Source organism: Paenibacillus sp. FSL R5-0912, from assembly GCF_000758605.1.
Taxonomy (GTDB): Bacteria; Bacillota; Bacilli; order Paenibacillales; family Paenibacillaceae; genus Paenibacillus_AQ.
In genome coordinates this window covers 2,779,861-2,793,064 of sequence record NZ_CP009282.1, presented here as the reverse complement: position 1 = coordinate 2,793,064, position 13,204 = coordinate 2,779,861, and the positions used below count along the sequence as shown (strand labels likewise).

Annotated in this window: 18 protein-coding genes; 4 read left to right on the top strand and 14 right to left on the bottom strand. The window is 54.0% G+C overall.

Translation table 11 applies throughout. The annotated features are described in order from the left end of the window. Positions 1 to 123: 123 nt before the first annotated feature. From R50912_RS11630 to R50912_RS11615, 4 genes are all read right to left on the bottom strand, one after another. A complete protein-coding gene (locus R50912_RS11630) occupies positions 124 to 567 on the bottom strand; it encodes a YtxH domain-containing protein (protein ID WP_081956466.1) in 444 nt (147 codons plus the stop codon). Positions 568 to 665: 98 nt separating this feature from the next. Continuing rightward, positions 666 to 1,331: a helix-turn-helix transcriptional regulator gene (locus R50912_RS11625; protein ID WP_039308735.1), complete on the bottom strand. Its 666-nt coding sequence runs from the start codon at positions 1,329 to 1,331 to the stop codon at positions 666 to 668. A 36-nt stretch (positions 1,332 to 1,367) separates the two neighbouring features. Further along, positions 1,368 to 1,814 (bottom strand): DUF86 domain-containing protein, encoded by a 447-nt coding sequence (locus R50912_RS11620; protein WP_042234967.1) that lies wholly within the window; start codon positions 1,812 to 1,814, stop codon positions 1,368 to 1,370. A gap of 216 nt (positions 1,815 to 2,030) precedes the next feature. Beyond that, positions 2,031 to 2,318: a Dabb family protein gene (locus R50912_RS11615; RefSeq protein ID WP_039308729.1), complete on the bottom strand. Its 288-nt coding sequence runs from the start codon at positions 2,316 to 2,318 to the stop codon at positions 2,031 to 2,033. 199 nt (positions 2,319 to 2,517) lie between these two features. On the opposite strand from R50912_RS11615, the gene R50912_RS11610 reads away from it, so the two are divergent. After that, positions 2,518 to 3,102: a helix-turn-helix domain-containing protein gene (locus tag R50912_RS11610; RefSeq protein ID WP_042234965.1), complete on the top strand. Its 585-nt coding sequence runs from the start codon at positions 2,518 to 2,520 to the stop codon at positions 3,100 to 3,102. Between the two features lie 80 nt (positions 3,103 to 3,182). Here the strand turns inward: R50912_RS11610 and R50912_RS11605 are convergent, their stop codons facing one another. The 8 genes from R50912_RS11605 to rpmG all read right to left on the bottom strand — a co-directional run bounded on the left by R50912_RS11605 (position 3,183) and on the right by rpmG (position 9,204). Beyond that, positions 3,183 to 3,806, bottom strand: a complete 624-nt coding sequence (locus R50912_RS11605) for a class I SAM-dependent methyltransferase (RefSeq protein WP_042234963.1) — start codon at positions 3,804 to 3,806, stop codon at positions 3,183 to 3,185. Positions 3,807 to 3,861: 55 nt separating this feature from the next. Further along, on the bottom strand, positions 3,862 to 4,281 hold the full coding sequence (locus R50912_RS11600; RefSeq protein WP_042234962.1) for a DUF6157 family protein: 420 nt from the start codon (positions 4,279 to 4,281) through the stop codon (positions 3,862 to 3,864). 152 nt (positions 4,282 to 4,433) lie between these two features. Further along, positions 4,434 to 4,703 (bottom strand): 30S ribosomal protein S14, encoded by a 270-nt coding sequence (gene rpsN / locus R50912_RS11595; RefSeq protein WP_039308720.1) that lies wholly within the window; start codon positions 4,701 to 4,703, stop codon positions 4,434 to 4,436. Between the two features lie 24 nt (positions 4,704 to 4,727). Beyond that, the gene (locus tag R50912_RS11590) at positions 4,728 to 5,861 is read right to left on the bottom strand and encodes a metal ABC transporter substrate-binding protein (RefSeq protein ID WP_042242156.1); all 1,134 of its coding nucleotides are present in this window, start codon (positions 5,859 to 5,861) and stop codon (positions 4,728 to 4,730) included. A 24-nt stretch (positions 5,862 to 5,885) separates the two neighbouring features. Further along, entirely contained in the window at positions 5,886 to 6,725 is an 840-nt protein-coding gene (locus R50912_RS11585) for a metal ABC transporter permease (RefSeq protein ID WP_042234960.1), read from the bottom strand. Further along, positions 6,671 to 7,378 carry a metal ABC transporter ATP-binding protein gene (locus R50912_RS11580; protein ID WP_042234958.1) on the bottom strand — a complete coding sequence of 236 codons (708 nt, stop codon included), beginning with the start codon at positions 7,376 to 7,378 and terminating at the stop codon, positions 6,671 to 6,673. Before R50912_RS11580 ends, R50912_RS11585 begins: the two co-directional genes overlap by 55 nt. A gap of 372 nt (positions 7,379 to 7,750) precedes the next feature. Further along, positions 7,751 to 8,959: a GTP-binding protein gene (locus R50912_RS11575; RefSeq protein ID WP_042234956.1), complete on the bottom strand. Its 1,209-nt coding sequence runs from the start codon at positions 8,957 to 8,959 to the stop codon at positions 7,751 to 7,753. A gap of 95 nt (positions 8,960 to 9,054) precedes the next feature. Continuing rightward, positions 9,055 to 9,204: a 50S ribosomal protein L33 gene (gene rpmG, locus R50912_RS34145; protein WP_081956465.1), complete on the bottom strand. Its 150-nt coding sequence runs from the start codon at positions 9,202 to 9,204 to the stop codon at positions 9,055 to 9,057. A gap of 294 nt (positions 9,205 to 9,498) precedes the next feature. Here rpmG and R50912_RS11570 point away from each other — a divergent pair, with 294 nt between their 5' ends. From R50912_RS11570 to R50912_RS11560, 3 genes are all read left to right on the top strand, one after another. Then, the gene (locus R50912_RS11570) at positions 9,499 to 10,530 is read left to right on the top strand and encodes a CobW family GTP-binding protein (protein WP_042234954.1); all 1,032 of its coding nucleotides are present in this window, start codon (positions 9,499 to 9,501) and stop codon (positions 10,528 to 10,530) included. Positions 10,531 to 10,561: 31 nt separating this feature from the next. After that, a complete protein-coding gene (locus R50912_RS11565; protein WP_442950509.1) occupies positions 10,562 to 11,551 on the top strand; it encodes a permease in 990 nt (329 codons plus the stop codon). A gap of 89 nt (positions 11,552 to 11,640) precedes the next feature. Continuing rightward, complete coding sequence (locus R50912_RS11560) at positions 11,641 to 12,498, top strand: TIGR03943 family putative permease subunit (protein WP_042234950.1); 858 nt, start codon at positions 11,641 to 11,643, stop codon at positions 12,496 to 12,498. Between the two features lie 3 nt (positions 12,499 to 12,501). Here the strand turns inward: R50912_RS11560 and R50912_RS11555 are convergent, their stop codons facing one another. Together R50912_RS11555 and R50912_RS11550 are read right to left on the bottom strand one after the other, a co-directional pair. Then, on the bottom strand, positions 12,502 to 12,897 hold the full coding sequence (locus tag R50912_RS11555; RefSeq protein WP_042242154.1) for a NusG domain II-containing protein: 396 nt from the start codon (positions 12,895 to 12,897) through the stop codon (positions 12,502 to 12,504). A gap of 90 nt (positions 12,898 to 12,987) precedes the next feature. After that, positions 12,988 to 13,176, bottom strand: a complete 189-nt coding sequence (locus R50912_RS11550) for a DUF6954 family protein (protein ID WP_042234948.1) — start codon at positions 13,174 to 13,176, stop codon at positions 12,988 to 12,990. Positions 13,177 to 13,204 lie beyond the last annotated feature (28 nt).

Here is a 13,204-nt window from a genome sequence, read left to right as displayed (position 1 = left end):
CAAGTAAGGGATTCATCAGGCACAGCCCCGGACCGGAACAAGCCAGACCTGGAGAGGGACAGGAACGGCAAAAGCCGCCTTCCGCCTGTCTGCGGAAAACGGCTCCTCTATTGTTTGGTCAGCTTAAGAAAGTTCGCCTTCGCTTTTGCCGTCAACAGCATCTTCAGCTGCAGCAGTACCGGTGTCTGATTCAGCTTCAATCTCAGCTTCGATCTCAGCTTCAGCGGCTTCCTCTTCCAGCACAGCTTCCACAGCATCCTCAGCAATTCCGCTTACGGTAGCCGTCTTAGCTTCTTCAACTGTATCCGTGGCGGCTTTGCTCCATTCTTTGACTTCACTGACGACCGAAACTACAGCTTCTTTGGCCTTGCCGTAGATCTCTGTAGTCTTCTCACTGGCCTGAACAGCGATTTCCTGGACCTTATCGACCGCTTCAGTCGTTCCTTCGGCAATATCCTTACGGAGCTCCTTACCCGGTTTAGGGGCGAACAGCAATGCTGTCACCGTACCGACCACACTGCCGGCAAGCACACCCCAGAGCAAGCTTTTGGTATCCTTTTTCATCATCAATCTCTCCTTTGGATTCAAAGTGCCTCTGCCCGGCCGCCCGGGCGATCGCCTAGTTCTGGTATATCATAAGCATAGAGAGTTTGTCCTGTGACTGATCATTTGGAGTTTTCCGAAGTTTTCTCCTTTTTGCTTGGAGTGATTGCATAACGGCAGCATTGGCCGCCTTCCGCCATACATTCACTGCGGGTAACCTTCGCATCCAGCAATTCCTCGAACAAATGCTGCTCGCACTGGCAGGCCTTGCGGTACTGGGTAGCGACCTGGCGGATCGGACAGTTATACTCCCGCATCACGTACGAACCGTCCTCTTCCTTGCTCCATTCCGCCATATACCCCCCGGCATTCTGAATCGCTGACAGTTCGGCAACACGCTGCTCCAAATCGCGGTTCTGCATCATCGGGGTGTACTGGGCAAGCATACGCCGCCTGCGGCCTTCAAAAAGCACATTAACCGCATCCAGCCCGCTCCCGTGATCCAGCTCCCGCAGCAGCTCCAGCGCCAGATTGTGATAGCTTTTGGGAAAATGATCTTCCGCCCGTTCGGTAAGCGAGTATACATGCATAGGACGTCCCATGGCCTGGCGCACCACCTTGGTCTTTGCAAGCGACTCCTGCTCCAGTTGAAGCACATGACGGCGGACGCCCATTTCGGTAATGCCCAGCTCTTCCGCCAGAGCGCCGATGGTCAGCGGCCCTTTCATCTTCAGCAGCGTCATAATCATCCGCCTTGTCGAACCGCTTTCCTGACCCTTCTTCGCCATAAAGGACCTCCTTTCTGTCTCACTACATACTTTATGTTATGACTGAACCGTTACTTCAATTCCCAGCTCCCGGTCCAGATAGCCGCGCACCTCGGAGGCGAACTGTTCCAGCACACTTGGCAGCACCAGCGTCAGCGGGTGCAGCGCCTTCCGTTCCCACACATAATAGTCCTGAACCAGAGGCTTGCGCAGGGCTACCAGCGAGGTCAGCTCAGGATAAATCCCGCTGTTACCCAGCACCTTTTCCTCATGAATAATGGAAATAATATCTTCATAGCTCCCGGCATCCCGCATAATGAACCCGTCGATCAGACAGCTGCCCACATCGGTAACCACTTCTACCGCCAGATGCAGGCAGCGTTCCTGAACAAGACCGAGTATCGTACTGCCATCCCAGGAAGAAGCCGCGTGCCGGAGACCGTTATTCAGATCAGGGATTTGATCAAGTATCGTTTCAATTTGCTTCCGGTTGACATAATACACAGATGACCCTCCACCCTACGGTTATTTGTCCTGCCACTCCATAACTGCCGCTACTTCCCTCGTTTGCCCCGGCGCTTCAGCCAGAACAGCATAATGAAGCAAGCCGCAAAAAAAACAATCAGATACGTTAACGCTTCCATCGGATACTCAAGCTCACGCATAACCGTCACCGCTTTCCGTACTTAATGGGTTCCAGCCTTGCAGATCATTTGCTGCCTAAATCTCGTAATCCACAGCCACAGAAACATCCTTGACTTCGTTAATGTGGGCGATAACTTCCTTGTGGGCCGGATGAACCTGATAAGCCTGCAAATCTTCCATGGAGGCTACAACGGTAACCAGGGCGATATCATACGAACGCTCGGAGTGAATCAGATCAGCCCCTACTTCAATAGAAATAAGCTGCGGAATTCTTCCTTCCATGTTGCGTAGAACGGCTACTGTCTCTTGTACTTTGTCGGGGGACCGGTCCTTTAATTTGAAGAATACAATATGCTTGATCATCTATCTCGCTCCCAGCTCATGATTAATATATATTTGATTACTAAAAATATATCATAAACAGCAGCATTACTGAAAGAAACTTAGCGCTGCACGAAACGAAGGCATTTGATCTGGACGAAAGCATTAGTGTAATGTTAAAGTCATATACAGCTAAACTAGAAGAATTACCACTTCATTAATTCAGTATATCGGAGGAATTATGCCTAAGAATCAGCAAGAACCACATAAAATTCAGGCCTGGTCTCTGATCAACCGCAAATATCTTGGACAAGGTGTACGTGTCAAAAGATTTCGCCGGCCAAAGCGCAGCCAGATCCGCAACCGCGTTCTGCTGGCCATTCTGATGGCTAGGGACATGAAGCTCTCCAGACTTGCAGAAGAGCTCTCCGTTTCCTCGCGCAGCGTAAGCGCATGGGTGTATGAAGGCCGCATTCCCTCCAGAACCAATCTGGACAAGGTCTGCCGCCTGCTCGGTTATCCGTCCCATATCTTGTTCAATGAAGCTCTTCTGCGGCAGAGTCCGATTGTGTGCCAGCCGACCCCGTCCCGTTTCATGAAAAGAACGATTGCCCGTTCACCGCAAAGCAATGCCATCCTGACCGGACTCTGCATGGTGTATGATTTCTCAGTAACCGATGTCAGCATCTGGATCGGTGTCCATCCCGGCACGTTCCGTAAGTGGCTGCACCAATGCCATCTGCCTACCCCGGCGCTGCAGGAGAAAGCCGAGAATTTCTTCCGGATTCCGCGGCATATCCTGTTCGCCGATTGTGAGCTTCACTAGTGTAACCGCCTGAATAAAACGTCTGAATAAGGCCCTCCTCCTGTTTGGAGAAGGGCCTCTTGCTGCGCTCCTGCACCTGTTTATTTTTTGCGAGCGAGAATGTATCTTAGTATGTATTCATGGGTCCCGCCCTGTGGACTCTCCAGCGGTTCAGTAAATGCCCCCGTCTCCAGAATCTCTGTACCGGCAAAATGCCCCCTTAAATCGCTGTCGCTGAAAAAATGGGCATACTTATCTGCCTTGTATTCATAAGTGCCCGGTTCAAGCTCCGTCCCACACCCATAATTGGGATCTTCATCGGAGAAGCTGGTGAAATAGAGCAGCCCTCCGGGGCGCACCTGCTCAAGACACGCTTCAATCAGCCTGCGGCGGTCATCCGCCAGGAATAGATGCAGCACGTCATAGCAATACACGGCATCCACCGGATGTTCAAGCTGCGGCTGCAGAGCAGATCCTGCGATAAAGGTTGTCCCGGGATCCCATTCTGCGGCCAGCTCCAGCGCGGCTTCACTTAACTCTATACCGTAAACGGTAAATTCAGGGGCAAACACTTTGGTGTTCCGCCCGTAACCGGCACCCGGAACCAGGACGGAAGACGCCTCGTTTTCCATAAACCTCTGTTTGGCCCACCCGGCGGACGCACTGGGCCGGCTCCCCCAGATCATCCCCTCCCGGGCAAACCGCTGACTCCAATACTGTGACATAACACTTCCTTCTTTCTATCCAGGAAATTGTGATGCTGTACCTTTGGCTCCCGGCTCAGCGGCGCTTACTGCGCATAGCATTCAGCAGCGTCACACCGGCTTCACCGCTGGAAGTATAATAATCGTACTCCGGAGACTCTTTGGCGTACAAGGCGATTTTACCCTCTGCATCATAGTGGACTCCCCAGCCGTACTTCTTGGGCAGCATGGAGGCCCGCAGGCAAGGATGATTCTTCGTGAACAGCTCTGTCCAGATCTCTTCCCGGCGGGCGTCCCGCTCTTCTTCGGGAATTCCTTTGTGCCGTACATGGACCTGATACAGCAGCTCTTCATGGTTATAGTGGTAAGGCGCTCCGGCCAGCAGCTGGTATTGAATGACATGAGCGGGCGGAAGCGGCCGTCCCGAGACCGGGGTTATGCCAATTTCTGCCGGGCAATCTTCAGCAACAAGGATAAAAGTATCGGTATAGCTCATTTAGAAGCCTCCTTCAGCTGCGGAATATCTTTTCCTCTATCATAATTCACTCCGCTGCATCAGGCAAAGTCAATGAATATGGCAAAACGGCTGGTCCCCTGTATCCCAGAGAATCAGCCGTCTTGCGGCAGAGCATCTATGAAGTTAACGGTCTACCAGCTGGACTTGGTGATACCGGGAATTTGTCCCTGGAGTGCGAGCTCGCGGAAGACGATCCGGGATACATGGAATTTGCTTAAGTACCCCCGTGGTCTGCCGGAGACGGTGCACCGGTTTTTTTGACGGGTAGCCGAGGAATCACGGGGCAGCTTCTGCAGCGCCATATAATCTCCCGCCGCTTTCAACTCTCTGCGTTTGTCCGCGTATTTCGCCACCAGCTCCTGCCGCTTCAGTTCCTTGACAACCTTCGATTTCTTAGCCATTGTATGGATCAGCCTCTCTTCTTCTTATTCGTTCAGCGCCGCACTCAGAGCTGTAAGATTCTGGCGCATAACGCCCAAGTAATCCAGATTATCCCTGATATCTTCCTCCGTCAGTCCTTCAATCGGATTCAGTACGGCTGTCTTGGCTCCAATTTCCTGGGCAATAGTGTCAGCCACGCCGGAGGATACCAGAGTTTCGAAAAAGATCGTTTTTACGTTATTCGCCTTGGCAAATTCTACGATCTCTGCCATTTGAGCAGCGGATGGCTCCTGCTCCGGTGACAGCCCGGCGATAGGCACTTGAGTTAAGCCATATTCACGGGCCAGGTATCCGAAAGCGGCATGCTGGGTAATAAAGTCCTTACGTTTCGTATCCTTCAGCCCGTCTTTGAACTCCTGGTCCAGCTGCTGCAGCTTGGCGATATAGGCTTCGCTATTCGTTTTGAAGGCTGCTGCATTCTCAGGCGAGGCTGCGGATAAAGCCGCTTCAATCGTGCGGACCTCCTGGATCGCCATAGCCGGGGCGAGCCACACATGCGGGTCAAGGCCGCCGTGATCATGGCCTTCTCCGGCATGTGCTTCTTCCCCATGTTCATCCTCGTGATCATGTTCGTGGTTGTGATCAGCCTCTCCGGACGCTGTGCCTTCTTCATGGGCATGCTCATCCTCATGCTCATGCTCATGGTCATGTCCCTCTTCCTCTTCCGTTCCTTCCATGATTTCCAGCCCTTTACTGGCTTCTACGGTAATCAGTTTGCTGCCGGAGGCCCCGTCTACAACCTGCTGCGCCCAGCCTTCCATACCGGCTCCGTTATAGACAAGCACATCCGCCTCGGAAATCTCAGCCATATCCTTAGCGGTCGGCTCCCAGTCATGCGGCTCGGTTCCAGCCGGAATCAGGACTTCCACATCCGCAAGATCACCGGTAATATTCTTCGTGAATTCATACATCGGATAAAAGCTGACCTTAATATTCAGCTTGTCTGCCGCAGGTACGGTTGTAGCTGCAGCCGCTGAGGACGGTGCGTTAGCAGCGCTGCCGGTAGAGGCAGCATTGCCTGCAGTATTGTTTCCGCAGCCGGAGACAATAAGCATAGCGGTGAGAGACAAGGCAGCAAGGTGGCGGATTCTGAATTTGGACTTTGATTTGGAATTCATCATATTTTTCGGAGACCCCTTTTCTTAAATGGTTGTAGATTTATGAATGTTGCGGCGGTTTTTCAATGTAATCAGCCGTTGTACGGCTATGGCACTCAGCAGAAATACGAGCAGAATAAGCGCAATCGTGCCTCCAGGAGGCGTGTTGATATAATACGAAGCCGTCAAGCCGCTAAAAACACCGGTTAATCCGACACCGACAGAAATCAGAATGGCTGCGGTAAAACCGGACGCAATCCGCAGAGCAATGGATGCCGGAAGCACTATTAGCGCGGATACCAGCAGCACGCCTACAACAGGCATTGCAGCGGCAACAGTCATGCCGGTAAGAACCGCGAAGGAGAAGGACAACAACCCTGTATGAACCCCGCCGATGCTGGCGGTCTCCTCGTCAAATGTCAGGCTGTACAGCGGCCGGCGCAGAACAATGAAGTAGACAAGTCCGGCGGCGGCCACGATAGCAATCAGCTTAAGCTGGGTATCACTCACGGCAACGATGGAGCCGAACAAGTAAGAGCTGAAGCTCTTGGTCAGGTTCTGCTTCAGGCTCATCAGCACTACGGCCAGCGCCAGACCGGAGGTCATAATGATAGCTACCGGAAGCTCACTGTATGTACGGTAAGAACGGCGCAGCTGCTCGATAACCAGCCCTCCGGCTACGGCCACAGTGAATCCGCTGATGGCCGGGTTCCACTGCAGGACTGATCCCAGCGCCACACCTGCAAGTGAGACATGGGACAGGGTGTCCGCCATCAGCACCTGCCTGCGCAGCATCAGATAAACGCCAAGCAGCGGACCAATAATGCCAATCAGGCCTCCTGCCCAAAATGCACGCTGCATGAATTCGTAACCAAGCATGTCCAGCCCTCCTGTTCCTGCCGTTCCAGGCTGATCACCGTATCCAGATAGGATCTTGTCTCTTCCAGGCCATGTGTAACCATAATGACGGTGCGGCCATGCTGGCTGACATAATGCCGCATCAGCTTGTAGAAGCCGCTGCGGCTGGCTGTATCCATGCCGGTTGCCGGCTCATCGAGCACCAGCACCTGCGGCTGCTGGGCCAGCGCCCGGGCGATGCAGATCCGCTGCTTCTGCCCGCCGGACAACTCGCCGATTCTGCGGTTACGGTACTCCCACATATCGACCTGACGCAGGCTGCTCTCCACCAGCGCTTCCTGTTCCTTCGTGAAGCGGCGGAACAATCCCAGCCTGGAGTAGCAGCCGGAACGGACCAGCTCGATGACCTTGCTGGGAAATCCGGCATTGAAGGAGGCGACTTGCTGCGGCACATAGCCGATCACCAGCCCGCCCCCGCCGGCAAGCTCCTTGTTCAAGGAGACCGTTCCGCTCCAGGGCTTCAGCAGGCCCAGCATAAGCTTGAGCAGCGTGGTCTTCGCCGCCCCGTTCGGGCCGGTGATCCCGATGAACTGTCCGGCTTCAATATCCAGCGACAAGCGGTCAATGACCGGCTCGTTCCCGTAGCCGAACACAACATCCCGCATGGATGACAAAATCATAGTGTATCGTCTTCCCTTCTTCATTCAACTTCAGATGGAGCACCGCAAAGTCTATTCACAGGCAACAGCAGTAGATTTAATCGTAATAATTACGTTTTAACTCTATTGATATTATCGTAATATTTACGATCTGTAAACCCAAAACCGGAATTTAATCGTAATTAAACTCATTAGTCCCGTAATCTAGGCAGTAAAAAGCCGGAACCGACAGTCTCGATTCCGGCTCTTCCGCGAATTTAGATGCTCGTCCTGCATTCCACCATAACTCCAGATACCCGTCTTCCATTCCACCCGGATATAAATGCCCTGTATCACCCGAGTTCAATTCTTAAACCCTAACCTTCCGCCCGCTGCACGCTTCTCCTCAGCTGTCTATTCCTGCCCAGCAGCAAGCAGCTCCTCTGCCGGCCATGGCAGCGGATTGTTGAACTCGTTCCAGTCCAGCTGCATTTCTTCCGCGCTAAGCAGGCAGCGGTCCAGCCGGGCTTCAATGTCTGCACGGTTCATGCTGACACCGATGAACACGATCTCGTTCAGCCGGTCGCCCCACTGATCGTCCCACTTCGCCTTGACATCCGGCTCACTGGCCAGCACCTCCAACTGCTGGTCCTCCGGCATCGTCGCCAGCCAGTAACCGGCCGGACCGAACTGAATGGACGGTCCCGCCTGGCTGATGGTTGCGGCCAGATCCCCGCGTGCGGCCAGCCATACCAGACCTTTAGCCCGGACTACCTCGGCCGGCCAGTTGCTGAAGAAGAAGCTCAGCCGCTGCGGATGGAATGGCGTTCTGCGCCGGTAGACAAAAGAGGTGATGCCGTATTCTTCCGTCTCCGGTGTATGCTCCTCCTTGCCAAGCTCCGCGATCCAGCCGGAGGACAGACTGGTCTGCTCGAAATCAAACAGACCTGTATTCAGGATCTCTGAAGGGTCAACCTCCGCATTAACCGTGCGGATGATCTTCGCGCGCGGTTGAAGCCTGCGCAGCACAGCCTCCAGCTTGTTCAGCTCCTGCTCTTCCACCAGATCGCATTTGTTCAGCAGCAGCACATCGCAGGTCTCAATCTGGTCAATGAGCAGATCGACGATATCCCGGAAGTCGCCTTCGCCCGCAGTCATATTGCGGTCCAGCAGACTGTCTCCCGAAGCGAAGTCATGCCAGAATCGGTTGGCATCGACTACCGTAACCATCGTGTCCAGTCGGGCAAGCTCAGTAAGATCAATATCCAGCTCCGGGTTCGCATAGGTGAAGGTCTGGGCTACCGGAACCGGCTCGCTGATGCCGGAAGACTCGATCAGAATATAATCGAAACGTCCTTCCGACGCAAGATTATTCACTTCCCGCAGCAGGTCGTCGCGGAGCGTGCAGCAGATACAGCCATTGGACATTTCCACCAGCTTCTCCTCTGTCCGGGAGAGAGTATTGCCGGATTTCACCAGCCCCGCATCCACGTTCACCTCACTCATATCATTCACAATGACTGCCACCTTAAGGCCATCGCGGTTATGCAGGATGTGATTCAGGAGTGTGGTTTTGCCGGAACCGAGGTATCCGCTCAGCACAGTAACAGGAATTCTCTTCATTGATTTACTCCTTACACAAATTTAGTTTAGGACAGCAGCGCACCCACCGCCCGTCTATCAGAACTTCTTCCTTCCCAAGGTACTGCTCAGCATCCTTAGCGGGTCTCACGGTGCAGCGTTACACGCTTCAGGCGCGGGCAATATTTCTTCATCTCAAGCCGTCCGGGCGTGGTTCTCTTATTCTTCGTTGTGGTGTAGTTGCGGTCGCCAGACTCCGTGCAGGCCAAGGTAACGATTACTCTCACTAAAATTCAACTCCCTCTCATTTATTCGTAATTATTACGATTTACACATTCTACATGGTCCGCCTGTCCGCTGTCAACTGGTGATCCGCAAAATTTCAACTCTCTTAGAATTGTGGTCTTTCCTGTGGAGGAATTACGTATAGATGGAATTACAAGTGAAAACGGCTTGGCCTCCTTCAAGAGCGGGGCGTTCCAACAGGAAACAGACGGTTGCTCTGGTGAGATGCATCGAAGGTTTTATTACAAAGAAAATATGATTCTTGCAATTCCAAGAACGAAGCGGGAGAGTGAGCCATGAAGATACCTGTGATCATACTGAGCGGATTTCTGGGGAGCGGAAAAACTACTCTGCTGTTAAGTCTGCTGAAGGAGAGCAAGCGGCGGGGGCTGAATCCCGGCGTTGTCATGAATGAGCTGGGGAAAAAGGATGTGGACGGCTATATTCTGCAGGAGAATACCGGCACTAGTGTGGAAAAGCTGCTGGACGGCTGTGTATGCTGCAGCCGTAAGGAAGAGCTGCCGCGCAGTCTGGCCGCCCTGCTGGCGCGCCGTCCGGATATCATCTACATCGAGCTTACCGGCGTAGCGGACCCCGATGAAATTGCCAAATCGCTGCTGGAGATGCCTTTAGCTGACAGGCTGAAGCTGCACTTTACCATCACGCTGCTCGACGCCGAGAATGCGCTGGACTATAACAGCCGCTTCTCCGCCGATAAACAGCTGGTCCGCACCCTGCGCAAGCAGCTCACGGTGGCCGATCTGATTATCGTGAACAAAAGCGATCTGGTCGAACCGGAAACTCTATGGAAAATCGAGAAAATGGTCTATAAGCAAAACTCTGAATCGGAGATTGTTTTTACCCATTACAGTCAGATTAATCTGGCCCCGCTGCTGGCAGGCATCGCCGCCCGTGAACTGCGGAGGCCTGCGCCGCAGCGCGGACCGGGTACTATGAACGGCACATTGCTTAAACGAACCAGTCCTGGCTACGGGGGCAGCGCGACTGCTGTGCAGGAGCCTGAGTCCGGCCCAAGCACCTCCTACTCGCAGGTAGCGGCAGTCACGCTGACCGTTCCGCAGGGGGGAAACGGAAGCATCCGCCGGGAGCAGCTGGAGCTTTTTTTCCGGGAATGGGGAGACAGTCTGCTTAGAGCCAAAGGTCATGTCCAGCTTGCGGAGCATGATTCCGTACAGCTTGTGCAATATGCGGGACACCGTACAACCTGGGAAGCCTCGCGTTATCCGGGCCAGCCTTACATTGTGTGCATCGGCCTGAATTTGGACGAGAGGGCAGTCAGCCGCCGCTGGGCAGCCTTATTCAGCTAATATCAGGCGCGGGAAGGAGCCGATGAAGCCCTTGACAACCTTTTCTCCGTTCAAAATACTGCCGCTGCTCATTCCCGCTGCCTTCCTGCTCACGATTGGCATTCTCTGGCTCCCCGGTCATCCGGAGCTGCTTAACAACGGGTATGTGGACACGTTCAAAACAGCGTTTCTCGGCATTCTGCTCGAAGCCCTGCCGTTCGTGCTCCTGGGTGCGCTGCTCTCCTCACTGCTCCGCGTCTTCGTGCCGGACGAGATGATCTCACGCTGGATTCCGCGCCATCCGGTTCCGGCTATTCTATTCGGCTGCCTGCTCGGGATCATCTTCCCCGTCTGCGAATGCGGGATGATTCCGCTTGTCCGCCGGTTAATGCACAAAGGCATGCCGCTCTACGTCGCCATCGTCTTCATCCTGTCCGGTCCGATCCTGAATCCTGTCGTCTACGGGGCCACCCTGACGGCTTTTCTTTCCCATCCGGAACTGGCCTATGCGCGGATGGGACTGGCTTTTGCCGTAGCCGCCCTAATCGGACTTGTCATCTATGCCACCGTCCGCAAATCACCGCTGCGTCTGTCCATCCCGCGCGAGGGAGGCGAGGAGCATCACCGCACTACCCGCGGCGGGCGGCTAGTCGCAGTCTTTGTGCATACGTCGGATGAGTTTTTTGAAATGGGCAAATACCTGATCATCGGCTGCCTGTTAACCGCCGGTATCCAAACCTTCATGAATCACGGCAGCCTGACCGCTATCGGAGAGCGCCCGCTGGGCTCCTACCTGTTCATGATGGGGCTGGCCTTTGTACTCTCGCTCTGCTCCACCTCAGATGCCTTTGTCGCCTCTACCTTCCTGCATTCATTTCCGGCCGGATCATTGCTGGCGTTCATGGTGCTGGGCCCGATGCTCGACTTCAAAAACTCACTGATGCTGCTGTCGCTGTTCAAAACCAGATTCGCACTTTATCTGTTCTTCCTGATTTTCTCGGCCGTCTTCACCGGCTCGGTGCTGGCTTCACTCTGGCTGTAGCAACCTTCACAAACTCAGCATAGGCTTCCGATGCAGCTTGTCCGCAGAAACTCAGGGAGCAACTCTCACAAACTTTTAGGAGGTTCCGTATGAATAACGCCCGGAGCATCCGGTTTCACTATTTACTGAGGGCGGTTATTCTGCTCGCCTTCGCCCTCTATATCGGACATCTGGTCCAGCAGGACGCGCTTCATTATTACGTTGCCCCCAAGCTGGCCCGCTGGATCAGGTTGTGCCCGGTTCCGCTCTCCCTGATGGCGCTGAGCCTCGGACTTCAAGCCGTCCTTGGCAAAAGCAGTGTCCTGTGCGACTGTGAGCACCGCCTCCCCCGTTCCGGGCTGGGCAGCTCCGCACTGTACAGCCTGTTCCTGCTTCCGCTCCTGCTGGGGTTTCTCCTGCCTGACCGCGCGCTGGGCAGTGCGGCAGCGGCCAGAAAAGGCCTCACCCTGTCTTATACAGCCGCAGAGTCCGGCAGCGGCGCGAAGTTCACTCCCTCTAACCCCTATGAGGCGGAATTTGCCGAGCTGGCCGGCAAGCTGTACGGAGAGTCCGTTATTCCTGTATACCCGGAGATTTTCTCCGAGACCCTAGGCGCAATCAACCTGTATAAATCACAGTTTGAAGGCAGGGAAATCTCGGTATCCGGCTTCCTCTACCGCGAGCCGCAGGGTGCGGACCAGTCCAGCTATGCGGTCAGCCGATTCCTCGTCCAGTGCTGCACGGCGGATGCCACTCCGTTCGGTATTCTGCTGGAGCCGGGAACACAAATAAGCCTGCCCGCCGATACCTGGATTGAGGTTCGGGGCAAGCTTCATGTGGTGCTCTATCAGGGAGTGGAGACACTGCAGATTACTCCGGAAGTCCTGACCGCAGTTCCTGAGCCGTCCACACCTTATGTATACACTAGTGCCGACGCCGCAGCGGCCTGGGAGGAGCTGCAGCCTTGAGTGCTAGATCACTGCGTCCAGCGCGTCATCGTCATCAATGGATGAATCTGGATTTACGACCTCAACGAGAAGCCGGGCCGGAATACAGATAATCTGCTGTTTGGGCCTGGAGATGAACCCCATATCCAGCGCAATGGTCAGGGGAGCATCCGAGTAAGTCATCTGTATCCCATAGTCGAACACCTTCAGGGTATTGTGGCCGAACTTGGTACGGATGTCTATAATCTGTTCTTCCTTGGTCAGGATTACCGTCTTGTACGCCTTGCCGTTCACTGTAATAACAGCCTTCAGATCTCCCTGTGCATAATGCTCATTGTGATTCGAGAACCACTTATAGCCGTAAATGGAACCGGCGGCAAGCAATACGACCAGGATCATAATGAAATCGCCACGTTTCATGGTTTTCAATGTCGTAACCCTCTCGCTGACTAGTTTATAATCGTAATAATTACGATCCCTATAAATAATAGTTTAGCCAGGGGAAGATTGTCAACGTCTGCCCAGCCGCTTCAGCATACTGCGCAGCCACCAGGTAATTCCGGCATAGACCAGCAGTACAATGGCCAGTGTCAGCATCCTCTCCCGGAACGATGCGTCAGCCAGCAGCACCGGCCCCAGCCCATATAGCGTTGTCAGGACATAGAGTATGGTAAATAAAATATAGATGATCCATCTCATTCCTGTTTGCTCCTCCTCAAGGCTCTGC

Bases quoted from the DNA above. Each gene is read 5' to 3' on its own strand.
- R50912_RS11625 (WP_039308735.1), bottom strand. From the start codon at position 1,331: ATGGCGAAGAAGGGTCAGGAAAGCGGTTCGACAAGGCGGATGATTATG.
- R50912_RS11580 (WP_042234958.1), bottom strand. From the start codon at position 7,378: ATGATTTTGTCATCCATGCGGGATGTTGTGTTCGGCTACGGGAACGAG.
- R50912_RS11555 (WP_042242154.1), bottom strand. From the start codon at position 12,897: ATGAAACGTGGCGATTTCATTATGATCCTGGTCGTATTGCTTGCCGCC.
- R50912_RS11550 (WP_042234948.1), bottom strand. From the start codon at position 13,176: ATGAGATGGATCATCTATATTTTATTTACCATACTCTATGTCCTGACA.
- R50912_RS11600 (WP_042234962.1), bottom strand. From the start codon at position 4,281: ATGAGCTATACCGATACTTTTATCCTTGTTGCTGAAGATTGCCCGGCA.
- R50912_RS11570 (WP_042234954.1), top strand. From the start codon at position 9,499: ATGAAGATACCTGTGATCATACTGAGCGGATTTCTGGGGAGCGGAAAA.
- R50912_RS11630 (WP_081956466.1), bottom strand. From the start codon at position 567: ATGATGAAAAAGGATACCAAAAGCTTGCTCTGGGGTGTGCTTGCCGGC.
- rpsN (WP_039308720.1), bottom strand. From the start codon at position 4,703: ATGGCTAAGAAATCGAAGGTTGTCAAGGAACTGAAGCGGCAGGAGCTG.
- R50912_RS11610 (WP_042234965.1), top strand. From the start codon at position 2,518: ATGCCTAAGAATCAGCAAGAACCACATAAAATTCAGGCCTGGTCTCTG.
- R50912_RS11590 (WP_042242156.1), bottom strand. From the start codon at position 5,861: ATGAATTCCAAATCAAAGTCCAAATTCAGAATCCGCCACCTTGCTGCC.
- R50912_RS11615 (WP_039308729.1), bottom strand. From the start codon at position 2,318: ATGATCAAGCATATTGTATTCTTCAAATTAAAGGACCGGTCCCCCGAC.
- R50912_RS11560 (WP_042234950.1), top strand. From the start codon at position 11,641: ATGAATAACGCCCGGAGCATCCGGTTTCACTATTTACTGAGGGCGGTT.
- R50912_RS11575 (WP_042234956.1), bottom strand. From the start codon at position 8,959: ATGAAGAGAATTCCTGTTACTGTGCTGAGCGGATACCTCGGTTCCGGC.
- R50912_RS11605 (WP_042234963.1), bottom strand. From the start codon at position 3,806: ATGTCACAGTATTGGAGTCAGCGGTTTGCCCGGGAGGGGATGATCTGG.